This is a genomic window from Thiomonas intermedia (genome assembly GCF_002028405.1).
In the GTDB taxonomy this organism is placed as follows: Bacteria; Pseudomonadota; Gammaproteobacteria; order Burkholderiales; family Burkholderiaceae_C; genus Thiomonas; species Thiomonas intermedia.
In genome coordinates this window covers 18,883-40,223 of the sequence record NZ_CP020046.1, presented here as the reverse complement: position 1 = coordinate 40,223, position 21,341 = coordinate 18,883, and the positions used below count along the sequence as shown (strand labels likewise).

18 protein-coding genes, 1 tRNA gene, 1 other RNA gene and 1 pseudogene are annotated in these 21,341 nt (G+C 64.4%); 5 read left to right on the top strand and 16 right to left on the bottom strand.

The annotated features are described in order from the left end of the window. Nucleotides 1-24: 24 nt before the first annotated feature. The 3 genes from BVH73_RS00200 (at nt 25) to BVH73_RS00190 (ending at nt 1,057) form a co-directional block, all read left to right on the top strand. Nucleotides 25-372, top strand: a complete 348-nt coding sequence (locus tag BVH73_RS00200; RefSeq protein WP_079415032.1) for an integration host factor subunit alpha — start codon at nt 25-27, stop codon at nt 370-372. 178 nt (nt 373-550) lie between these two features. Further along, the gene (locus tag BVH73_RS00195; protein ID WP_079415030.1) at nt 551-949 is read left to right on the top strand and encodes a MerR family transcriptional regulator; all 399 of its coding nucleotides are present in this window, start codon (nt 551-553) and stop codon (nt 947-949) included. A 31-nt stretch (nt 950-980) separates the two neighbouring features. Then, nucleotides 981-1,057 (top strand) — tRNA-Pro (locus BVH73_RS00190). A 282-nt stretch (nt 1,058-1,339) separates the two neighbouring features. Here BVH73_RS00190 and BVH73_RS15595 read toward each other — a convergent pair. From BVH73_RS15595 to nth, 16 genes and pseudogenes are all read right to left on the bottom strand, one after another. Beyond that, a pseudogene (locus BVH73_RS15595) lies at nt 1,340-2,459 on the bottom strand (IS3 family transposase); the annotation flags it as partial. Between the two features lie 357 nt (nt 2,460-2,816). Continuing rightward, nucleotides 2,817-3,176, bottom strand: a transfer-messenger RNA (tmRNA) gene (gene ssrA / locus BVH73_RS00175). 46 nt (nt 3,177-3,222) lie between these two features. Then, nucleotides 3,223-3,891 (bottom strand): HAD family hydrolase, encoded by a 669-nt coding sequence (locus BVH73_RS00170; protein ID WP_079415026.1) that lies wholly within the window; start codon nt 3,889-3,891, stop codon nt 3,223-3,225. After that, a complete protein-coding gene (ubiG, locus tag BVH73_RS00165) occupies nt 3,888-4,601 on the bottom strand; it encodes a bifunctional 2-polyprenyl-6-hydroxyphenol methylase/3-demethylubiquinol 3-O-methyltransferase UbiG (RefSeq protein WP_079415024.1) in 714 nt (237 codons plus the stop codon). Before ubiG ends, BVH73_RS00170 begins: the two co-directional genes overlap by 4 nt. A 26-nt stretch (nt 4,602-4,627) precedes the next feature. Further along, the gene (locus BVH73_RS00160; protein WP_079415022.1) at nt 4,628-5,386 is read right to left on the bottom strand and encodes a YdcF family protein; all 759 of its coding nucleotides are present in this window, start codon (nt 5,384-5,386) and stop codon (nt 4,628-4,630) included. 5 nt (nt 5,387-5,391) lie between these two features. Beyond that, entirely contained in the window at nt 5,392-6,555 is a 1,164-nt protein-coding gene (locus tag BVH73_RS00155; protein WP_079415020.1) for a glycosyltransferase family 4 protein, read from the bottom strand. Further along, nucleotides 6,552-7,400 carry a polysaccharide deacetylase family protein gene (locus BVH73_RS00150; protein WP_079415018.1) on the bottom strand — a complete coding sequence of 283 codons (849 nt, stop codon included), beginning with the start codon at nt 7,398-7,400 and terminating at the stop codon, nt 6,552-6,554. Before BVH73_RS00150 ends, BVH73_RS00155 begins: the two co-directional genes overlap by 4 nt. 3 nt (nt 7,401-7,403) lie before the next feature. Then, nucleotides 7,404-8,498 carry a glycosyltransferase gene (locus tag BVH73_RS00145; RefSeq protein ID WP_245800365.1) on the bottom strand — a complete coding sequence of 365 codons (1,095 nt, stop codon included), beginning with the start codon at nt 8,496-8,498 and terminating at the stop codon, nt 7,404-7,406. A 58-nt stretch (nt 8,499-8,556) separates the two neighbouring features. After that, the gene (locus BVH73_RS00140) at nt 8,557-10,089 is read right to left on the bottom strand and encodes an O-antigen ligase family protein (protein WP_079415014.1); all 1,533 of its coding nucleotides are present in this window, start codon (nt 10,087-10,089) and stop codon (nt 8,557-8,559) included. After that, the gene (locus BVH73_RS00135) at nt 10,086-10,892 is read right to left on the bottom strand and encodes a polysaccharide deacetylase family protein (RefSeq protein WP_079415012.1); all 807 of its coding nucleotides are present in this window, start codon (nt 10,890-10,892) and stop codon (nt 10,086-10,088) included. The genes BVH73_RS00140 and BVH73_RS00135 overlap by 4 nt, the downstream gene beginning before the upstream one ends. Next, nucleotides 10,889-12,019 (bottom strand): glycosyltransferase family 2 protein, encoded by a 1,131-nt coding sequence (locus BVH73_RS00130; RefSeq protein WP_079415010.1) that lies wholly within the window; start codon nt 12,017-12,019, stop codon nt 10,889-10,891. The genes BVH73_RS00135 and BVH73_RS00130 overlap by 4 nt, the downstream gene beginning before the upstream one ends. After that, complete coding sequence (locus BVH73_RS00125) at nt 12,016-12,921, bottom strand: alpha/beta fold hydrolase (RefSeq protein WP_079415008.1); 906 nt, start codon at nt 12,919-12,921, stop codon at nt 12,016-12,018. Before BVH73_RS00125 ends, BVH73_RS00130 begins: the two co-directional genes overlap by 4 nt. Next, nucleotides 12,914-13,729, bottom strand: coding sequence for a serine aminopeptidase domain-containing protein (locus BVH73_RS00120; RefSeq protein ID WP_245800364.1), 816 nt, complete (start codon nt 13,727-13,729; stop codon nt 12,914-12,916). Before BVH73_RS00120 ends, BVH73_RS00125 begins: the two co-directional genes overlap by 8 nt. 5 nt (nt 13,730-13,734) lie before the next feature. After that, a complete protein-coding gene (locus BVH73_RS00115) occupies nt 13,735-14,526 on the bottom strand; it encodes a 4'-phosphopantetheinyl transferase family protein (protein WP_245800363.1) in 792 nt (263 codons plus the stop codon). Between the two features lie 509 nt (nt 14,527-15,035). Continuing rightward, entirely contained in the window at nt 15,036-15,935 is a 900-nt protein-coding gene (locus tag BVH73_RS00105; RefSeq protein ID WP_079420180.1) for a cobalamin-binding protein, read from the bottom strand. Beyond that, the gene (nth, locus tag BVH73_RS00100; protein ID WP_079415001.1) at nt 15,932-16,573 is read right to left on the bottom strand and encodes an endonuclease III; all 642 of its coding nucleotides are present in this window, start codon (nt 16,571-16,573) and stop codon (nt 15,932-15,934) included. Before nth ends, BVH73_RS00105 begins: the two co-directional genes overlap by 4 nt. A gap of 134 nt (nt 16,574-16,707) precedes the next feature. Between nth and smc the strand changes: the two genes are divergently transcribed. Both smc and BVH73_RS00090 read left to right on the top strand, forming a co-directional pair. Then, nucleotides 16,708-20,241 (top strand): chromosome segregation protein SMC, encoded by a 3,534-nt coding sequence (gene smc / locus BVH73_RS00095; RefSeq protein ID WP_079414999.1) that lies wholly within the window; start codon nt 16,708-16,710, stop codon nt 20,239-20,241. A 31-nt stretch (nt 20,242-20,272) separates the two neighbouring features. Next, nucleotides 20,273-21,328 carry a cell division protein ZipA C-terminal FtsZ-binding domain-containing protein gene (locus BVH73_RS00090; protein WP_079414997.1) on the top strand — a complete coding sequence of 352 codons (1,056 nt, stop codon included), beginning with the start codon at nt 20,273-20,275 and terminating at the stop codon, nt 21,326-21,328. Nucleotides 21,329-21,341: the final 13 nt, after the last annotated feature.

The following is a 21,341-nucleotide window of genomic DNA, read 5'->3' as shown; positions in this document are numbered from 1 at the left end:
GAAACACAGCACACAGGAGGGCACATGGCGCGCATACAGATCGAATCGGTGCAGACACCGACGCTGACCAAGGCAGAACTCGCCGAGCAGCTTTACGAACGCATCGGCCTCAACAAGCGCGAGTCAAAGGACATGGTCGACGCGTTTTTTGATCAGATCAGGGATGCACTGGGACGCGGGGAAGATGTCAAGCTTTCAGGGTTTGGACATTTCCAGCTGCGCGAAAAGGCGCAACGGCCTGGCCGCAATCCCCGCACGGGCGAGATCATCCCGATTGCGGCACGGCGAGTGGTCATCTTTCACGCCAGCCACAAATTCAAGCACCAGCTGCAGAGCGACGTGATAGCCGAGATTGCTGAAACCGCGCCTTGAAGCGACCGCCCGGCAGATGCGTACGGCGTGCGCTGAAGGCTTTCCGCTAGCGCAGGATTTCCCGACGCGCAAGCAAGGACCATCCGGCAGATCTCGTCGTCTGGTTTGCGTTGTCGGCCATGCGGCAAAATGCCAGCCTGAATCGATTGAATCCGCTTTTGCCCACTCGCCTAATGCCATGAGCGTCGTCCCAGCTTTACCGCCCATTCCAGCGAAACGCTACTTCACGATCGGAGAAGTCAGCGAGCTGTGCGGTGTTAAATCGCATGTACTGCGCTACTGGGAGCAGGAGTTTGCGCAGCTGCGCCCCATGAAGCGAAGGGGAAATCGGCGCTATTACCAGCATCACGAGGTCCTGCTGATTCGCCGCATTCGTGAACTGCTATACGAACAGGGCTTCACCATCAGTGGCGCTCGCGCCCGGCTTGGAGGGAGCGTGGCCGATGAGTCTCACGAGAGCGCAGCACCTCAGGGAGATGCTGTCCAGCCGTCCCGCTCGCTGCTGCCTCCTATTCAAGACATGGGTGAACTGCGCGCAGAACTACTCGCCATCCGAAGAAGTTTGATTGAGCATTGAATATTGATGTATGATTGCGTGCTTTGGTCGTCGGGGCGTAGCGCAGCCTGGTAGCGCACCTGCATGGGGTGCAGGGGGTCGGAGGTTCGAATCCTCTCGCCCCGACCAAAGACCCTAAGTATCAAGTCACTACAAAAAAGTCATTACAAAGCAAGCCCGACCCATCCGTCGGGCTTTTTTGTGGGTCAGGAGCAAGCCCCCGGCTGACGCCCGTGACAATTGGTGAATTGGTGAGTTGATTCCCATGCAAACCTGACCACGCTGGCGCCCGATATCGTGGCCGCCTTCCTGGACGACACGCTGCCGAACCCCATCACACTGTGACCTGCCCCCTGTAGACGTACCAATCAAAAGGGGAAGTCCGGGTTCAAGGTTACTCGATGGGTTTTGGGTTGATGGGGATTGAGCTGCATCGCCAGCGCGCTGGCGATGCAGCTCGGCGAAGCGAGCCGGTGGCATGCGGCCCAGGCTGCTGTGCGGCCTGACCTCGTTGTAGTCCTGCCGCCAGACCGCCACGGCCATCCTGGCCTGATGCAGGGTTTCGAACCAGCACTCGTTCAAATGCTCGTCACGGAACTTGCCGTTGAAGCTCTCGATAAAGCCGTTTTGCATGGGGCGCCCAGGCTGGATCAGGATGTGGCGAATGCCATGCGCCTGCGCCCAGGCCATGAACGCCCGGCTGGTGAACTCCGGACCGTTGTCCGTTCGCACGGCCTGCGGATACCCGCGAAACAGCGCAGCGCGGTCCAGCACTCGGGTGATGTACTGGCCTGAGATGCCGAAGTCCACCGCGATCTCCACGCTCTCGTGGCTGAAGTCATCGGCCACCGTGAAGTACTTCAGGCGCCGCCCGCCCGAGAGGCTGTCGCTCACAAAATCCATGCTCCAGACCTCGTTGACTGTGCGTGCCTGTTGCAGCGGCACCCGCTCGTTGACAGGGCGCTTGCCCTTCTTGCGACGGCGCACGGCCAGATTGGCTTGCCGGTAGAGGCGGTACACCCGCTTGTGGGTGACCCCGGGGAACTCTGCGGGTGCAGCAGATCGTGGATTCGCCGATAGCCAAAGCGCCGGCGCACGTTTGCGATCTCCACGATCTTCTCGTGCAACTCCACGGTGGCCTGATCGGCCTGCGGCGGATGGCGGTAGCTGTCGCGTGAGAGCCCTACAAGACGGCACGCGCGGCGTTCGGACAAATGGTGTTCGCTGACCATGATCCGGATCGCCTCGCGCCTGGCCTGTGGGGCTGGCGCTTTACCCCCAGAACGCTCTTGAGCGCGTGCATGTCCAGGTGGGCCTCGGCCAGCAGCCGTTTGAGCTTGGCGTTCTCGGATTCGAGCTCGCGCAGGCGCTGGGCCTCAGAGACTTGCATGCCGCCGAACTTGGCGCGCCACTTGTCAAACGTCGCGTCGCTGAAGCCGCCGTTGCGGCACAGCTCCTTGATCGGCATGCCGGCCTCGGCCTGTTTGAGCAAGCCGATGATTTGTTCTTCGGTGAATCTGCTCTTCTTCATGTCCGTCATTCTCCAACTGGTTGACGGACTTCACTAACTTCAGACTGGTACGGCTGGCGGGGAGCAGGTCAAAACCCGCGAACCGCACCCGGCAACTTGTTATGCGCGAGTGGCGGCAAAACGCGATGGCGGGCGGCTGGAGCGGCTAAATGCACCCACGCGTAGCGGGGGTGCGCAGGCAGGGGCAAGGAAAGAATTTGAGCCTATGAGCGGCCGTTAAGCGCGGGGGGGCATTTGGCGCTCCCGTCTGCAGGGCAGGGAAGCCCGGTCTCGAAACTGGTTTTGTGGGCAGTTTTGTGGGCACCGAATGCGACCCAAGAAAAAACCTAAGTGAATCAATCACTTAGGCTTAGGTAATGGTGGAGCCGGGGGGAATTGAACCCCCGTCCGCAAATACTCCACAGCAGGATCTACGTGCTTAGTAACGCCTTTTGGTTTTAACCCCTATGACGCGGGTGTACGCGCTTCATTTGGGGCGATCCACTGAGTTTAGGGTTGAATCGCGTGGCGAAATTCAACTCGAGCCAATGTGTATGACCTCGCAGGTGTTACCACCCCGGCCCATCGGCCAACCGTTGCGAGGCTCACCGGTGTTAAGCGGCGAGGGCGTACGAAGAATCGTTCGCAGTTACTTAGTTTCCAGTGGTTTATCGAGCGTACTGGGGCTCGGCATGCACCTGTCTGTTTTGTTATCCACGTCGAAACCGGGTCGGCCCCATGGAGTGCTCATTGTACGGCGGCGTCCGATGGGGTGCCGCCGTGTTCAGGACATGAGGTCCAGGGTCAGTAAATCAAGGGGGTGGTGGATGATGGCGTCTGCGCCCCAATCGTTGGGCGAGCTTGGCCCGCAGTAGCCATAGGCGGCTGCGATGGACTGCATGCCGGCGGCCTTGGCGGATTGAATGTCCCGCAGATCGTCGCCAATGTAGACGCATTCGGCGGGATTGATCTGCAGCGCATCGGCGGCGTACAGGAGAGGATCGGGGGCGGGCTTGGGCCGTTTGGCGGTGTCGCCACTGACGATGCAAGCCGGCGGTTCTGGCCAGGGCAATTGGGCGACCAACGGCTGGGTATAGGTGCTGAGCTTGTTGGTGACGATGCCCCAGAGAATGGCACGCCGCTGCAGTTGTTCGAGCAATAAGCAGACACCGTCGAAGAGCTCGGTTTCAACGCGGATGGCGCCGAGGTAATACGCCAGGAAGTCGTCTTTCAGCGGGTTGTAGCGAGCATCGTCCGGCGAAACCTGCATGCCGATGCCGAGCAGGCCGCGCGCGCCATGCGAGGCCATGGGGCGCAAGACATCGAGGGGCATGGGGGGCAGGCCATGGTCGGCTCGCACGCGGTTCAGGGCCGCAGCCAGATCGGGAGCCGTGTCGGCCAGGGTGCCGTCGAGGTCGAACAGACAGGCCCGTACGGGAGGCCTGTTCTTCATGCGGGGGGGCGGCGCAAGGCCATGAGGTAATTGACGCTGGGGTCTTGCGTGATTCGGAATTGTTGGGAGAAAGGTTGGAATTCAAGGCCCGCGATATCCGCCGTTTCCAGCCCGCAGCGACGGCCCATGGCGGCTAATTCCGAGGGTTGTAGAAATTTGGCGAAGTCGTGGGTGCCTTTGGGCAGCAACCTCATGACGTATTCCGCGCCAAGGATGGCGAAGAGATAGGCCTTGGCGTTGCGATTGAGGGTTGACAAGAAAATCCAGCCGCCGGGGCGAACCAGGCTGGCGCTGGCTTGAAGAATGGAGGCCGGATCGGGCACATGTTCCAGCATTTCCATACAGGTCACGACGTCGAACTGTGCGGGCACTTCCTGGGCGTAACGCTCAGCGCTGACGAGGCGGTAATCAATATCGAGTTGGGCATCCAGTGCATGCAGACGTGCGACTTGCAGCGAAGCCTCGGCCAGATCGATGCCGGTTACTTTGGCGCCAACGGCCGCCATCGACTCCGAGAGGATGCCTCCACCGCAGCCGATGTCCACGACCGACTTGCCTTGCAGATCGACATGGTCGCGTATCCACTGCAGTCGGTGGGGGTTGAGTTGGTGCAGAGGACGGAACTCGCCGTGTTCGTCCCACCAGCCATGGGCGAGAGCGCTGAATTTTTCGATTTCTTCAGAGGCGACGTTGTGATCGATCGGGTTCATGGACGGCATGGGTCAAAGCGTGGCGGTCACTGAAACTTGACGAGCCTGTAGTAGAGCATTCCCAGCAGCTCATGCACGACACGCGAGGTCTTTTCCAAGGCGCTGATCTGGGGTGTCAGCATGTCCAGGGGCTGGATGGGCAGGGCCTCAAAGTCTACCGGCCAGGCGCAGACGGCCACGCCTTCATGGGCAAAGGCCATCACGGCGCGAGGCATGTGGTCTGCCGAGGTGACGAGATAGCGGCGCGCAGGCGGTGTCTGCAGCAGACGTTCGCGCAGGTTGACCGCGGTCTGGAAGGTGGTGCGAGAGGCGGTATCGAGCGTGATGCGATGGCGGGGAAAGCCCATTTGTTCGGCCAGCGCGCCCATCAGGTTGGCCTCGCGCACAGCCTTGCCCCAGCCGCCGGAGATGAGAAGGGAGCTTCCCGGCGTGCGCTGTGCGAGTTGCACAGCGGCGATCAGGCGCTTCAGGCTGGCTGTCTTCAAGGCGGCGTAGTCTTGTGCGTCGGGCGGGTTGCCGTCCACGCCGCCGGCGAGCACGACGAAGACGGTGTGCGGCGGCGGCGGAGGGCAGACCTGCGCCTGACTTGCGCGTCGCTCAAGCGCTCCGAGGGCGAGGTTGGCGAAAAGCGGCATGCTGGACATCACGAACAGCACGGTGATGGCATAGGTGAGCCATCGCAGACCGTGCGGCTGTCGGTGCCAGGTGACTAGCGCGGAAAGAACAAGCAGGCCGCAAGCCGTCAGACCGACGGGGGAAAACAGCAGTTCGAGGGTGAGCTTCAAGGGCGTCAGGACAGCGCAACCGAGGCTGCGGCGGGGGCGGGCAGGCGAGCCCAGTCGAGGTAGACCTTCTCGTCGCCGTCCACCCAGACGTGACGCGAAAACAGACGCTCGGCGCGTTGCCGTCCGGCCTGGCCCAAAGCGGCCACGGTGTCGCGTTCGCTGAGGGTGAGCATTTTCTCGGCCAGATCGTCTACGTCTGCGGCGGTGAAGAGCAGGCCGGTGACGCCGTCTTCAACGACTTCACCGCAGCCCCCGATGCGCGGCGCGATCACGCAGCGGCCCGCAGCCATGGCTTCGCGGGCCGAGAGGGGAAACGATTCGCGAGTGGACGAGAGCACGAACACGTCGAGCAAGGCGAGATGGGAAGGAATGTCGCGCTGCATGCCGGCGAAGATCACCGTGTCTTGCAGGCCGAGGCGATCAACCTGCGCCTTGGTCTGATCGAGCAGGGGCCCGTCACCGACGATGAGCAGGCGGGTTTCGGGTTTGCGCTGCACGACCTTGGAGAAAGCCTCGACCAGGTAGTTGTGGCCCTTTTCTTCGGAGAGGCGAGCGACGATGCCGAAGATCAGATGCCTGCCGGGCTCCAGCCCATACTGCCGGGCGAAATCGGCCGTACGGGTCGCGGAGGAAAAACGATCGAGGTCGATGCCGCTGTGGATCACCGCGGATTGTTCGGCCGGCAGACCATGGGCCAGCAGACGGTCGCGCTCGTAGTTCGATTCGAAAATGATGAAGTCCGCACTTTGACGCAGGATGCGGCCCGCCCATTTGAAATTCTTCGGGTTGTGGATGTTGTGGATGGTGGTCACGATCGGCACCCGGCGCCCCGTGCCCGCCACGCGATAACCGTAGGGGGTGAAACGCAGTGCGGCATAGGCCACCATGGAAGAACGCACCGATTGCGGCGCGACCAGCTCGATGCCTTCGCGTTTGACGACTTCGCGCAATTGCCTGAGCGCCCGAAGGAACTGGGAGGGTGCGCTGAAATGGAAATCGATGTCCACGTGAACGGCGCCCTTGCCGATCAGCTCGTTCAGCAAGATGCCGTCGGTGGTGGCGACATAGACGATGTGGCCTTTGGCCGTGAGGTCTTCGGTCAGGGTCAGCACGTCGGACTGCACACCGCCGATACCGAAAGGCTCGGTCATCAGATAGAGGATCTTCATAGCGTCGTGGCCTCGAAGGAGGCGCTGGGTTTGAGGTGTTTCTGCGCAAAGCGGCGGGTGCGCCGGGCATGCAGCAGGCGGTGAATCGGATCGAAGGCACCGGCGAGTTTCAGGCGGAACTGGGCCGGGTCGTCGCGGTCGGTGATTTCGGTGCGCTTGAGCTGGTACAGATCCGCATCCCGGCGGTTGACGCCGGGGGCGACACTGACCGCTGCGGCATAGCCCGACTGCTGCACCAAGGCCAGTTCGCGTGGACCAAGGTCGCCTGACGGGTAGCAGAAAAACGAGACTGGCGCGTGCAGCTGCTCGGCGATTTCCGTCCGGCTCAGGGCAATTTCCTGCTGCGCCATGGCGTCGCTGATGGTGGGCAGGTAGGGGTGGGTGCGGGTGTGCGAGCCGATGGTGATGCCCGGGGTGCGAGCCAGGCGGCGCACTTCGTCCCAGTCGAGGTGCAAGCGCTGCGCGCCCGGGTCGCCATAGCGGGGATGGCTGAGCGCCTGGTCGCAGAACTGGGTGGTGACAAAAATGGTGGCAGGAATGCGATGACGCTCCAGGATGGGCAACGCTTCGGTCAGGTTGTCGAGGTAGCCGTCGTCGAATGTGACGGCAAACAAGGGTTCGCGCAGCGGCCCGGCACGAAGGGCCTGCAACCCCACTTCGAGGCTGACGACCTTGTGCGCGGCAAGCTGTTGCATCTGCTGATCGAAACGCTCGGGCGACACGGTGAGCTGGTCGTAGGCCGCCAGCTGGGCGACGCGGTGGTACATCAGGATGCGCAGTCCGGGACTGAACGCGTTGCGCAATCGGGCATAGGGCAGCAGCGCGGAGGCAAGCAATCGACGCATGGTTTACTCCGCCGGGGCGACGCGCGCCGGATGGGGTTCCGGGGGCAGGCCCAGGGCTTGTTGATGGAGCCGGTTATAGGCGGCCGCGGTACGCGAAACGTCGAACCGGGCGATGACGGTGTCGCGCGCGCGCTGCCCGAGCCGTGCCCGCATCGGGGCGTTCTGCAGCAGTTCGTCGAGGCGCCGGGCAAACTGGGGCACATCGCGCGCACCGACCAGCAGGCCGTTGTCTGCGTCGACGACGACATCGGGAATGCCGCCCACGCGCGTGCACAGCACCGCCTTCGAACTCGCCATGGCTTCCAGCAGGGCGATCGGCAGCCCCTCCCAGTGCGACGACATCACGAACACATCCATCGCCGCGACCAGGCGGGGCACGTCGGTGCGCATGCTCGTGAAGATCACGCAGTTCTGCAGCCCGAGGTCTTGGACCTGCTGTTTGAGCGCGTCCTGCAAATCGCCTGTACCGACCACCAGACAATTCAGCGTACCGTCACGCACCTGCGGTAACTGGGCCAAGGCGTGAAACAGGTCGCCATGCGCCTTCTGTTCGTGCAGCCTGCCGACGATGCCGATAAGCAACCGGTCTTCCGGCAGGCCGAACTCGGTGCGCACGCCCGCCCCGGAGAAACTCGAGAACTTCTGCAGATCGATGCCGTTGGGAATGGAGATCAGCTTGCGCGGCGGAATGCCGTCGCGCGTGGCCAGCGTTTGCGTGACCTCTTCACTGCAGCCCACCACGGCGGTGCTCATGCGCGCAAACAGCCGGTCGATCAGCTTGCGGCCCTTGCCCTTCCAGGGGTTGACGATGTTGTGCACGGTCGAGAACACGGCTGGAACACCCGCCAGTCGTGCGGCCAGGCGTCCGTAGGTGTCTGCGGTGAACAGGTGGGTGTGAACGACCGCAGCCTTCTCCCGCCTCAGCCAGGACGCGACTCGAAACACCAAACCCAGATCGAGTTTGCCCCTGCGGCCGAAGATCACCACGGGAATGCCCAGGCGTTCGAACTCCTGCTCCAGCGGGCCGCCCCGGATGAGGCACACGATCGCATAGCGGTAGCCCGGAATGCGCAAGCGCATCAAATCGACCAAAAGCATCTCCGCCCCATCGCGAGGCAGCTCGTCGATCATATGGACGATGAGGGGGGGAGGTTGATTAACGCTGCTTGGCATGGGGCTGGGGCGCGGAAACTGCGGTCTTCTTAGGGCCGATCAAATGCGCAATGATGGCAATATAAATCCAGAAATAAACGTCAACTGCGGTATCGATGATGTGGGTTCCAAACATGTTCACGCCGATAAGACCCGCCACGAGGGTGATGCCTCCCAGGCCGATGATGCGGTCGATATCCACCGTACTGTTGCGATAAAGGGACCAGCCTCTCAAGGCCAGCGCACCAATGATGAGAAGGAGCGTGATGAGGCTTGGCAGTCCCATATTGGAAGCGGTATACAGGAACATGTTCTGATTATCGGTCGCGTCACCCGTTGAACCTTCGTAAAAACCAGGAACATAATTTGGCACAAGGCTGTGAAATTGATCGAAACCTTTGCCGAAAATGGGCGACTCCTTGGTCATCTCAATAGCTGCATTCCAAAGCAGAAAACGCGAATCGGCACTTTTGTCGATGGTGGAACCGGCCTCACGATCCTGATAGGTCTGCTCCACGCGGGCCTTCATCGAATTGGGGACGAGTGAGGGAATGAAAAAATAGATCGACCCTACGACAAGCAGTACCAGGACGAAGAATTTCTTGCTTTTCACGAAAGACAGGGTGATCAATTCCAACGCGAAGGCAAGATAGGCGCCGCGCGAAAAGGCGGCCAGCAGCACCTTCAACCCGATCAGGACGATGGGGGCCATGCGCAAGGACTTCCAGCGCGGAAAATAATAGGCGCCATAAGCCAGCAGTGGCGCCAGGGCATAGATGGTCTGCGCCGCAAATTCGTTGGGCTGTCCGATCGGACCCAACAGACGCGATTTCTCGATGCTGCTGGCGCCTCGGGTAAACCACCATTCCTGGATGCCATAAAGAAATACCACGGCGGCCGAGAACATCATGTAGACAATGAGTCTGCGCGCCATGTTTTTGTCTTGAATCAGATTCACGACCAGGAAAAATATAATGAACTGATCAAAAAAACCACGAACCGACAACAGATAATTCCAGAAAAAGGGATGAAGACCGATGTTGTAAATAGCCGTAAAGATGGCGATCACGCTCAGAAAGAACCAGACGCCGATAAGCCGCGTGAAGGGCAGGGAATGAAACAGCTTTCTTTTGTTTTTGAAAGCCAGGGTCACCCAGACCGCAATCAGAAACAACTCGAGCAGATTGGTCCCATTGACGCCTGGTGCAATCAGGACGGGGTACAACTTGCTGAGCGGGTAATAAATCACCACAAGGGCGAGCAGGGGTTCCGGGCCTTTGCGCAACTGCACCAGCAGCAGGATGCCGAAAACCAGCGCGAAGCCGTAAAGGCCGATTTTTCCCGGATGGAGCTTGAAGACTATGAGGCTCAGCACGAAGACGGCCGGGACTGCGAGCAGTCTGAGCGTGGCGTAAAGCTGCGGCCCGGCCCAGTCCGCAGATTCGGGGGCTGGCTCTGCTGCAGCCGGGGCCGAAGCGATTTTTCGGTTGCTCAGAACGCCGGGCTTCTGGCGCGGATGCGGGCTTGTCGCGCTCATGGCTGTTGGTGGGGCACGCCTTTGACGCGGGCATAGAGCTGGTGGTAGCGGGCGTTGCCGATCAGGCGCTTGGCCAGGGTTTTCGCTTGCGAAAACGTTCGGGCGCGGAACAGGGTCGCGGCGTCGGCTTGGGCATACGCCAGGACGGTGGCATCCGGAGTGCCGGCACGGATGGCCAGTCTGGGCAGGGTGCCTTCATGGGGTGTCGCCTGCGGCCCAAGCGCGCCGATGTCCGAACCATGGAGCACCGCATAGCCCGCTTCGCGCGCCACGCGCAGGCTGCGGTCGTCATAGCGGCCACCTGGGAACGACATCTGCCGGACCTCCGTCTGAAGTTCCTGGGTGAGGCGGTCATGCGATCGCTGCAGCTCGGCGCGCAGCGCGTCGTCTGGAAGGTCGCTGAGAAAACGGTGCGTCTGTCCGTGCCCGCCCACGACCATGTCGTTCTTCGTTAGTTCGCGCAGCTGGTCCCAGGTGCAGAAACCAGGGCGCTGGCCGATGAAGTCGGTGGTGACGAAAAACAGCGCGCTGAGGCCGCGCTGCCGGAGCAGTGGCAAGGCGAGTTCCGCATTGCTGGCGTGGCCATCGTCGAAGGTGAGCACGACACCCGTGGGCATGGCCTCGCCCACGCCTTCCAGGGCGCGAGGATGGATGACCGGGATTTTTGCGGCGAGCATCAGATCGAGCTGCCTGGCGAAGGCTTCGGCCGAAACCGCATAGGGACGGTCGATCGGATCGATCGCCAGGCGTTGGGCCTCGCTGGCATACAGGCCGTGGTACATGAGAAGGCTCAGCCGCTTCATGTCTTTTCCCATTTCGCGTCGGCACGTCCCTGCACAAACCGCAGCAAGGCCAGCATCGCGGCGGCATTCATGTCGACGAAGACCTGGGCGAAGCTGACGAATTTGTTCCGGCGCAGTGCGGGCGCCCAGTGGCCCGCCGCGGCCAGGAGGTAGAACGCCACCTGGGCGGCCAAGGCCAAGCGATAGAACGGACCAGGCACGAAGGCGCTGGTTACTAACGTGATGACGAGGGCGTAAGGCACGAGCAAACGAAACACCTTATGGGACATGAACTGGAACCATACCGGGTTCTGTGCCGGACTGAACAGCCAAAAATGTCTCGAAAAGGTCTGGAAATTGCCCGTCAGCGTCCGGATCTTGCGCTTTTGCTCGGCCGAGGACTCTGCCTGCAGCACGTCATAGACGTGGGCTTGCGCTTCCATGAGGGTGCGTTTGCCCATGCGGGTGATGCGCATGGGAATTTCGAAATCGTCGAGGATGGTGTCGGGCGCGATCGGCGCGAAATCGCGGGTGCGGATGGCGTAGAGCGCGCCGGTGGCGCCGACCGTGGAATGAAAGCGGCTCTCGGCCTTGCGGATGGCCTTTTCGTAGCGCCAGTAAAGACCGATGTTCTGACCAGCCTGCGTGCTGCTGGGGCGATGCACGAGTTCGCCGCTCACGGCGCCTACGGTGGGGTCGCAAAAATCGGACATGAGCCGCCGCACCGACCCGGCTTCGAGATCCTGGCGCACATCGCAGAACACCACGAATTCGGTCTGCACCTGGGCAAGAGCGAGATTGAGCGCATGGGCCTTGCCCTGGCGCTGCGGGTAGGCCAGCACCCGAACGCCCGCGAGATTGCCCAGCACGTCGGTGGTGGCGTCGGTCGAACCGTCGGAGACGACCAGGATGTCGACCTTGTCCTGGGGATAATCGAGCGCCCGCAGATTGGCGATCTTGCCGGGCAGGCGTGCCGCCTCGTTGTAACCCGCCATGACCACGGTGACGCGAGGCAGCCCGTCATCGTCCAGCAGAGGGCACGAGACCTGGGGGCGCAGCCGGGCCAGCAGGGCGATCAGCACGGGATAGCCGACGTAGGTGTAGGTGATGAACAGGGCCGCGCCCCAGAAGAGGATGAGCAAGGTCATGGCGAGGGCGGCGGCTGAACCGGCGCGAGCTGGAGCAGGCCGCCGCGAACGGTCTCGATCCATTGCTGCTGCGCGACCCGGGTGGTTACGGCATGGTCGATGTCGTGCAGATGGGCAAAGAGCAGACGGTCATGGCGAATGTTTCGCAGGCCGAGGGTTTGACGCAACTGATTGGCGTAGTTCACGGCGCTGAAATCGGTGCCAGCGCTGAAGACCATGACGCCGACGTCGCGCTCCGTCAGCGCGAGCAAGCCGCGCCCCAGGGTGAGCCGGTCGATGTTTTGGTCGTCATCGATCTCGGCGTCGCTGACCTGCGCAGTGGCGGAAGAGCGGCCTCCGGCGAGCCGGCGCGTGATCTTGCGGACGACGGCGCCCACGCCGCGCACGGCCACTTGCAGCCACTTCCCCCAGGCGCGCGGGCCGAATCCATGCCGCATCAGGCGCAGACCCAGGTAACGCATCACGCTCAGCGACGTGGCATAGCTCAGCGCGTCGTACAGCACGATGGCACTCACACGGGGATCGGCCTGGGCGCTCCAGTAACTCGGCAGGGCGCCGGAACAAAAGCCCACCAGGGCGAAATGCCGGGCGCCCGTGCTGCTCTGAAGAAGATCCATGGCGGCATGCAGGTCGGCGACGACCTGCTCTTTGTAGGACAGTCGGCCGTCCGCCCTCAGGCTGTCGCCCATGCCATGCAGATCGAAGCGCAGAGTAGCCACGCCGTCGGCGGCGAGGGCGCGGGCGAGCTTGACGTTGACGCGGTGCGCCCCCACCCGGTGGATCACGCCGGCATTGAACAGCAGTACGCCGAAGCGCGGCGGCGAAGGCGCGGCGGCATCTGGAAAGGTGATCGTGCCCAGCAGATCGCCCTGTGGACCGAAAGTCTGTGTGGTTTCACGCATGATCGACGGGAGCGAGATGGTCGATCAGATCGCGGATCCAGTGCATGGGCACGATGGCCGTGGCCGCAGCGCTGTCAGTGGCCCAGTCGATGCGCGATTCGGTGTCGACCAGTTGGAGTCGGTCGGGGTGCAGCCGGGCCTGGTCGAGCTGGCATTGCGTCTGCTTCAGGTCGGGCGTGAGCAGGCGAATGGCCGCAGCCGGAACAGCGTCCAGGCACGCGGGCGCAATGGCTTCGATCTGCGCGCGGGCCTGCGGGCTGAGAAAGAAGCCGAGCGCCTCGGTGTCGGGCTCGGGCAGCAGGGTTTGACGCAGGCGGGCACTCATCGGCCAGCGTGCGCCGTAGCCCCGGTTGAGCGCCTCGAGGCTGGAGGCCGCCAGGTCGCTCAGATAGGCCCGTCCATCCAGCACCGGCTCGATGAGCATGAGCAACTGGGGCGGCAAGGGCGCGCGCCGGACCAGATCGAGCACGATGGTGGCGCCCAGACGCAGCCCTACGGCTGACCACACCGGCGCGTGGCTGCGGCGCAGCAGCTCCATCAAGGCTGCCTGGGTGTCGGCCACGCTGCCTTGAAGGTCCCATGCCTCGTCGGCTCCGGCCGAGTCGCCACTGCCGTAGTAGTCGAAGCGCAGCACGTGATAGCCGGCGGCGGCGAGCCGCTCGCTCATCACCCGGTATAGCCGGTGGGCGCGGATGCCTTCCTGCCCGAAAGGGTTGCACAGCAAGACGGCGTGGTGCCGCGCAGGGGTCTGCCCCGTGGGTTCGAGATAGAGGCCCACCAGTTCACGGCTGCCATTCAGGAATCGCACCGGTATCAATCAGACCTCCCGGGCAGGGATGCCTGGCGGTAGAGCGCCTTGCCGAAGCCGCCCAGGACCGCCAGCGCGGCGGCGTGACCGGACGGACTCGGCAACGGAGACAGGTCGATGTAGTCGGCGGCATGCTCCGAAAGCACCCGTTGCCGCGCCGGGATCATGCCCACATGCAGGGTTTTGGGCTCAAGCGCCAGTCCGAGGCCGAGCGCCTTCATGCAGGCTTCCTTGCGCGCCCAGCAGGCGAAGAACACGCCCGTCTGCTGTTTGGGGGGGAGTTGCGCGAGTTCGTCGAGTTCCCCTTGGGTCAGCACGCCTGTGGCCAATGCGCTGTCGGGAAGATCGGGCCGGATGGCCTCGATGTCCACGCCGACCGGAAGACCGTTGCTCACGGCCAGCAACGCCTTGTCGAGGCTGTGGCTGAGGTTGAAACACAGGGAGGCGTCATCCTTGCGGCCACTCAGGGCGGGCTTGCCGTGGAGCCCGGACGTGAATTGCAGATCCTGTGGGGCGCGGCCCAGGTAGCGGCCGAGAATCTGCCGCATCCAGCCATGCGCGGCGATGTAGCGCGTCTGGTCGATGGCGAAGACGAAGCGTCGGGCGCGCTCCTGTTCGGCGGCGTCGAGCAGGTCCAGCGCGTGGGCCGGCGGATGACGCAGATCGAGCTCCCAGATGTGCACATCGCGCAGATGCGGGCGCTCGAGCGGTGCCGCCGGATCTCGTAATCGGGAGGCCGTACCCAGGCGCATGGCATTGCGCACCTGTTGCGACAGAGGCAGGGACAAGGTTTTCACACGAGCAGGAGAGAGTCTGTGCGCCAGCGGCGTGCGGTCGTGCACACGACGCTGGCGCCGGGGTGGCGAAGAAAAAAGGCTTTCGGGTAAATGAGCCTGCATGATGCGTGCGCTGTCGCTGACCAGACAATCCCGTCAAGCGGGGGCGAATGTGCGCCTCTGGGGGGCGAAGCCCGGATCATAGGCAAGGGCGCCTCAGACCCTGTGACAACTTCTGCACAATTTCCGGCTATTGATTCGGCACGTTGAAGTCTGAAACGGCACCCCACCCCAACCCTCCCCACAAGTGGAGAGGGAGCCAACACGCCTCGCCCGCGGCGTAGGGGAGGTTGGGAGGGCTTACGCAGATCACGCGCAGCGCCGTTCTCTCCTCCCCCACGTCGTGGGGGAGGTTGGGAGGGGGAGACGTCGGCATGGCGAGGCCCATGACCCGTTCATCTTTCTCCAGACCAGATCAACAAACCAGAAGCGGGTGTCCGGCGCCGCGTCGGTTGCCGCATCGGGTCGCCTCAAGGGGCGCGGGATCGTCGGGCGGTGGCCATGGCGGTGCAGAGTTGCTGCACGCCGTCGAGCACATTCACTCCCATGCGGGGCAGAGCGTCAGGAGACAGCGGCACCAGTTGATCGTGTCGCACCGCACTGATCTGCGGAAACCGCTTCCACGCCTTGAGCCACTGCGCACCTTGCGGGCTGGCCGTCACGATGAGCTGAGGATCGGCCTCGACGACGGCCTCGGCGCTGATGGTGGGCGCCAGGACGGCCAGATGGCCGAACACGTTGCGTCCACCGCACAGCGTGATGGCCTGATTGATGAGCTGCGTGCCACCCACGGTAATCAGGGGCGTGGACCATGCCTGGTAAAACACCCTCACCATGGGCTTCTGCCCGGCATAACGCTGGCGCAACGCGCCCAGCCGATGGGCGAAATCGCCGACCCAGCGCGCAGCTTGTCGCGACGTTCCCGCCAGAACGCCGATGCGGCTGACCGTGGAGGCCAGGGATTCAAAGGTGTTGGCCTGGCTCCAGAAGACGGGAATGCCCAGCGCTTTCAGCCGGGCCGCATCGCGGGGTGGCGTGCCCGACTCCCAGGCCAGGATCAGATCGGGCTTGAGACGGACGATGGCTTCGAGATTCAGCGCGAAGGCGTCGCCCACGAGGGGCAGCTTGCGCGCCCAAGGCACGTTGCTCGCGCCCTGGATCGTGCCCACGACCTGACGGCTCGCCCCGGCTGCCGCGCTGAGTTCGAGCAGTTGCGGTGACAGCGCGATGATCCGCCGGGCCGGCGAGGGCAGGGTGACGCTCTGCCCGGCGTCGTCGGTGACCTGAACCGGCGCGCCCCAGGCGACCGGCGCGGCCAGCCAAAGCGCCACGGCGAGCGTGGCCGAGACAAACCATCGGACCGCGCTCATCGGGGCGCCGTCGTCTTGGGCTTGAAGGCGCACAGATCGGTCATGGCGCAGCGCCAGCATTCCGGTTTGCGCGCCTTGCAAACGTAGCGGCCGTGCAGGATCAGCCAATGATGCGCATGCAGGCGATAGTCTGGCGGTATGACCTTGTCCAGCCTCGCCTCCACGGCCAGCGGCGTCTTGCCCGGCGCGAGCCCGAGGCGGTTCGCCACGCGGAAGATGTGGGTGTCCACGGCGATCGTGTCCTGCCCGAAGGCCACATTCAAGACGACATTGGCCGTTTTCCGGCCCACGCCCGGCAAGGACTCCAGCGCCTCACGGCTCTGCGGCACTTCGCCACCAAACTGGTCGATCAGGATGCGGCAGGCGGCGATGATGTTTTTCGCCTTGGTTTTGTAAAGCCCGATGGTGCGGATGGCGTCGCGCAGCCGGTCTTCCCCCAGGTCGAGCAGGGCCTGCGGGGTGTTGGCCATGGCGAAAAGGGGGCGGGTGGCCTTGTTCACGCTGACATCGGTGGCCTGGGCCGAAAGCGCCACCGCGACCAGCAGCTCGAAGGGCGTGCGGTATTCCAGCTCGGTGCGCGGATGGGGCTCGGCGGCGGCGAAGCGTTCGAACAGGGTCTGGATCTGGGCGGCTTTCATGCGGCGCGATGATAGGCGTCGCCAGCCCACGTCGCCCCGAGGGATTGCGGGAAAGGCTCAGGGGCGATGGTATGATTTCCCTCTGCTGCGAAATTCACAATTTCTTTTGTAAATCATAGAGTTAGACCCTATCGATGCGTTTGACCTCGCTCCGCCTGGCCGGATTCAAGTCGTTTGCCGAACCTGTGACGCTGCCATTCCCCGGCCGCATCAGCGGAATCGTCGGCCCCAATGGCTGCGGCAAATCGAACGTGATCGACGCGGTGCGCTGGGTGCTGGGTGAAAGCAAGGCCAGCGAGTTGCGCGGCGAGTCCATGCAGGACGTCATCTTCAACGGCAGCGGCCAGCGCAAGGCGGCCAGCCGCTGCAGCGTGGAAATGGTGTTCGACAACAGCGATCACCGCATCGCCGGTCAGTGGGGACAGTTCACCGAAATCGCCATCAAGCGCGTACTCACCCGCGACGGCACGTCGAGCTATTTCATCAACAACCAGGCCGTGCGCCGCCGCGACGTGCACGACATCTTTCTCGGCACCGGCCTGGGGCCGCGGTCCTACGCCATCATCGGCCAGGGCACCATCACCCGCATTCTGGAGTCGCGCCCCGAAGACCTGCGCATGATGCTCGAAGAGGCTGCTGGTGTCTCCAAATACAAAGAGCGCCGCCGCGAGACCGAGAACCGCCTGCAGGACACCCGGGAGAACCTCACGCGCGTGCAGGACATCCTGCGCGAACTCGGCAGCAATCTGGGGCGGCTGGAACAGCAGGCCGAGGTCGCCACCCGCTATCAGGCGCTGCAGGCCGATGCCACCCGCGCACAGCAGCAGCTCTGGCTGCTGCGCCAGGACGAGGCGCAGGCCAGACGCCAGCAGATCACCCTGGCCGGCGGCGAGGCCATGAATGCGCTGGAGGCCCGCATCGCCGAGCAGCGCGGCATCGAAGCCGAGATCGAAACCCTCAGGCAGGCGCAATTCGCCAGCAGCGATACGCTCAACCGGGCGCAGGCCGCGTTCTACGCGGCGCAGTCGCGCGTCAGCCAGCTCGAGGCGGAAATCCGCTTCGTACTCGAAGCGCGCCAGCGCGCCCAGGACACGCTGCAGGCCATCGACACGCAAACGCAGGAGTGGCAGCACCGGCACGACACCTCGGTGGCCGACGCCGCCAACACCGCCGAACGTCTGGCCGACGCCGAGATCCAGGCCGAAGTCGCCCAGGCCCGTGCGCAGGAACATGGCGAAACCCTGCCCGCGCTCGAAGCGGCCCTGGGCGACGCCCAGTTGCGCGCGGCAGACGAGCGCGCCCAGGCCGCCGGCGCCCAGCAGGCGCTGCAGGCCGAGGCGGCGCGGCAGCGCAGCCTGGGGCAGCAGATCCAGCAGTTGCAGCAGCGCGCCGAGCGGCTTCGCGCCGAGCAGCGCACGGTGGTCGCGCCCGACAGCCTCCGCCTGGCCGATCTGAAGCGCCAGCAGGAGAACTTGACCGACGAGCTCGACGCCACCCGTGCACAGCGCGAACAGCTCGACGACACCCTGCCCGAAAGGCAGCAGGCGCGGCAGCAGGCACAGCAGGCGCAGCAAGCCGCCGCGGCGCAACTTGCGGCCACGAGCGCACGCATCGCCGCGCTCAAGACCTTGCAGGAGCGGGTGCTCACCGAGGGCAAGCTGCGCCCCTGGCTGGCCAGGCACGGGCTCGACGGTCTGACGCAACTCTGGTCGCGCCTGCAAGTGGAAACGGGGCTGGAAACCGCGCTCGAAGCCGTCATGCGCGAGCGCCTGTCGGCCCTGGAGCTTCGGCAGCTCGACATGGCCGCCGGCTTCGGCGGCGATGCGCCGCCAGCCAAGCTGGCGTTTTATTCCGCCGCGGTACAGGCGCAGGGCACCGGGGCACCGACCGCGGCCATCCCGCCCGAAGGCTGCCGTTGCCTGCGCGAAGGCGTGCGCAGCGGCGATGCCGGGCTGGCCGGTCTGCTCGACGACTGGCTTGGCGCGGTGTTTGTCGCGCCCTCGCTGCAACAGGCGCTGGCGCTGCGCGGCAGTCTGCCGACCCAAGCCACGCTGGTGACCCGCGAGGGGCACGCCGTGTCGCGCCAGAGCGTGAGCTTCTACGCCCCGGACTCCGAGCAGTCCGGCGTGCTGGCCCGGCAGCAGGAAATCGACAATCTGGAGCGCCAGATCAAGGCGGAGCAGCTCATCGGCGAGCAAAGCCGTGCCCAGCTTCACCAGGCCGAACACGATCTCGGACAGGCCCAGGAGCAGCTCGCCGCGCTGCAGCGGCGCCAACAGCAGGACACGCAGCACCTCCACACGGTGCAGGTGGAATGGCTCAAGCTGTCTCAGCAGGCGGAGCAGAGCGCCGCGCGCCACGGCCAGATCGCGGCGGATCTGGGCGACATCGACGCCCAGACGGAAGAGCTGCAGGCGCAGCAGGCCGAGAGCGAAGCCCGATTCGAGGAACTCGACGCCCGCCTGGCCGACCAGCAGCAGTTGCAGGCCGATCTCGAAACCGAGGTGATCTCCGCGCAGCAGCAACTCGCCGATGCACGGGCGCAGCAACGCCAGCTCGAATCGCAGGCGAGTGAGAGCGGCTATGCGGTGCGCAGCCTGCAGCAGAAGCTGGCCGATCTGCAGCGCGAGGCGCAGATGGCGCAGACGCAGCTCGCCCGCCAGGACGCCGCGCGCGAGACCGCGCAGGCCGAACTGGCGCGACTCAGCGAGCAAAGCGCCCAGACCGGGCTGCAATCGGCCCTGGGCGAGCAGGAAGGCGCCCAGGCCGTCCTCGGTGCCCGCCGCAGCGAGGCCGACGACATCGCCCAGCAGCTGCGCCAGCGCGAGGAGGCCCGGCTCACCCTGGACCGCGACCTCGATCCCCTGCGGCAGCGCATCACCGAATTGCAGCTCAAGGAGCAGGAGTTCCGTCTGCAGGCCGAGCAGTTTGCCCAGCAACTTGCTGAAAGCGAGGCCGACCTCGACGCCGTCCGCGCCAGTCTGCCCGACGATGCGCAGGCGCCGGCGCTGGCGCGCGAGTTCGATCGCCTGCAGCGCGACATCGGCGCCCTGGGCGCCGTCAATCTGGCCGCGCTCGACGAACTGGGCCAGGCCCGCGAACGCAAACAGTTTCTCGATACCCAGCACGACGATCTGCAGACGGCCATCACCACGCTCGAAGACGCCATCCGCAAGATCGACGCCGAGACCCGCGACATGCTGGCCACCACCTTCGAGCAGATCAACGACCACTTCGGCCGCATGTTCCCGCTGCTGTTCGGCGGCGGCAACGCGCGGCTCATCATCACCGGCGAGGAGATTCTCGACGCCGGGGTGCAGGTCATGGCGCAGCCGCCGGGCAAGAAGAACAGTTCGATTCACCTGCTCTCCGGCGGCGAAAAGGCGCTGGTCGCCATCGCGCTGGTGTTCGCCATCTTCCAGCTCAACCCGGCGCCGTTCTGCCTGCTCGACGAGGTGGACGCGCCACTGGACGACGCCAACACCGAGCGCTACGCCCGGCTGGTCAAGGACATGTCGGCCAGCACGCAGTTTCTGTTCATCTCGCACAACAAGATCGCCATGGAAATGGCCGATCAGCTCATCGGCGTGACCATGCAGGAGCAGGGCGTCTCTCGTACCGTTGCCGTGGAAATGGACGCGGCGCTACGCTTCGCCCAGGCCGCCTGAGCCCTCACATCACACCCCGAAGGATTCCTGGATGGGACAGTTGCAAACCGCCCTGATCGTCATCGGCGCCATCATCATCGCCGCCGTCATCGCCTACAACACTTGGCAATCGAGCAAATTCAAGCGCCAGCGCGCCACCGCGAGCGACGATGTGCAGACGGCCATCGAGCCCGCCGGGCTCGATACGCTGCCGACGGATCCCGACGGCCAGACCTTCGAACCCTTGACGCTGGGCCCGGAGGTCGGCCCGCGCCCGCGGCTCGTGCCGCTGCAGATCGATCCCCTGATCGACGCCATTGCCAGCTATCTGCTCGATCCGGTGCGCCCGGGCGACGTGCTGCTGCCCCGCCTGCCCAAGACTGCGCGGGCCGGGGCCAAACGCATGCTGTTCGAGGGCCGCCACGCCGAAACCGGCCAATGGGAGTCCCTGCAGGCGCAGGGCGTCTATGCCGAGCTGCAGGCTGCCGTTCAACTGAGCAACCGGGCCGGGCCGATCAACGCCATCGAATTTTCCGAGTTCATCGCCAAATGCCACGAACTCGGCGACACGCTCGGGGTGCCGCCCGACCTGCCCGACATGGCCGAGGCCCTCGAACAGGCCCGCGGGCTCGACGCTTTCGCCAACGACAACGATGCCCAGCTCTCCATCACCCTGCGGGCCCGCAGCGTGCCCTGGGGCATGGACTTCCTGCGCCAGCGCGCCCAGGCGGCGGGCTTCGTGCCCGGCACCGAGGCGGGGCGCATGGTTCTGCTCTATCAGGATGTCGAGCAGGCGCCGACCGCCCTGGTGCACCTGCAGTTCGATGCCCGCGCCGATCTGTCCGACAGCGCCGCCGCCGTGAGCCACGCCACGCTGCTGCTGGAAGTGCCTCAGGCGCCCGCGGCGCAAAGGCCTTTTGCCCGCATGCGCCAGGTGGCCCGCGAGCTGGCCACGGCACTGGATGCCGCCGTGGTCGACGACAACAACGCGCCCCTGTCCGACGCCGCGCTCGATCACATCGAAAAGCAGCTCGACATGCTCTACGAGGTGCTCGATCAGCGCGGTCTGCCCGCGGGCTCCGCCGCGGCGCAGCGCCTGTTCTCATGACCCATCCGCCTGC

What these genes read in the sequence shown, in the direction of transcription:
- ubiG (WP_079415024.1), bottom strand. Translation starts at nt 4,601, where the DNA reads ATGAACCCGATCGATCACAACGTCGCCTCTGAAGAAATCGAAAAATTC.
- BVH73_RS00145 (WP_245800365.1), bottom strand. Translation starts at nt 8,498, where the DNA reads ATGCTTTTGGTCGATTTGATGCGCTTGCGCATTCCGGGCTACCGCTAT.
- BVH73_RS00195 (WP_079415030.1), top strand. Translation starts at nt 551, where the DNA reads ATGAGCGTCGTCCCAGCTTTACCGCCCATTCCAGCGAAACGCTACTTC.
- smc (WP_079414999.1), top strand. Translation starts at nt 16,708, where the DNA reads ATGCGTTTGACCTCGCTCCGCCTGGCCGGATTCAAGTCGTTTGCCGAA.
- nth (WP_079415001.1), bottom strand. Translation starts at nt 16,573, where the DNA reads ATGAAAGCCGCCCAGATCCAGACCCTGTTCGAACGCTTCGCCGCCGCC.
- BVH73_RS00105 (WP_079420180.1), bottom strand. Translation starts at nt 15,935, where the DNA reads ATGAGCGCGGTCCGATGGTTTGTCTCGGCCACGCTCGCCGTGGCGCTT.
- BVH73_RS00140 (WP_079415014.1), bottom strand. Translation starts at nt 10,089, where the DNA reads ATGAGCGCGACAAGCCCGCATCCGCGCCAGAAGCCCGGCGTTCTGAGC.
- BVH73_RS00170 (WP_079415026.1), bottom strand. Translation starts at nt 3,891, where the DNA reads ATGAAGAACAGGCCTCCCGTACGGGCCTGTCTGTTCGACCTCGACGGC.
- BVH73_RS00150 (WP_079415018.1), bottom strand. Translation starts at nt 7,400, where the DNA reads ATGCGTCGATTGCTTGCCTCCGCGCTGCTGCCCTATGCCCGATTGCGC.
- BVH73_RS00125 (WP_079415008.1), bottom strand. Translation starts at nt 12,921, where the DNA reads ATGCGTGAAACCACACAGACTTTCGGTCCACAGGGCGATCTGCTGGGC.
- BVH73_RS00200 (WP_079415032.1), top strand. Translation starts at nt 25, where the DNA reads ATGGCGCGCATACAGATCGAATCGGTGCAGACACCGACGCTGACCAAG.
- BVH73_RS00130 (WP_079415010.1), bottom strand. Translation starts at nt 12,019, where the DNA reads ATGACCTTGCTCATCCTCTTCTGGGGCGCGGCCCTGTTCATCACCTAC.
- BVH73_RS00155 (WP_079415020.1), bottom strand. Translation starts at nt 6,555, where the DNA reads ATGAAGATCCTCTATCTGATGACCGAGCCTTTCGGTATCGGCGGTGTG.
- BVH73_RS00135 (WP_079415012.1), bottom strand. Translation starts at nt 10,892, where the DNA reads ATGAAGCGGCTGAGCCTTCTCATGTACCACGGCCTGTATGCCAGCGAG.
- BVH73_RS00090 (WP_079414997.1), top strand. Translation starts at nt 20,273, where the DNA reads ATGGGACAGTTGCAAACCGCCCTGATCGTCATCGGCGCCATCATCATC.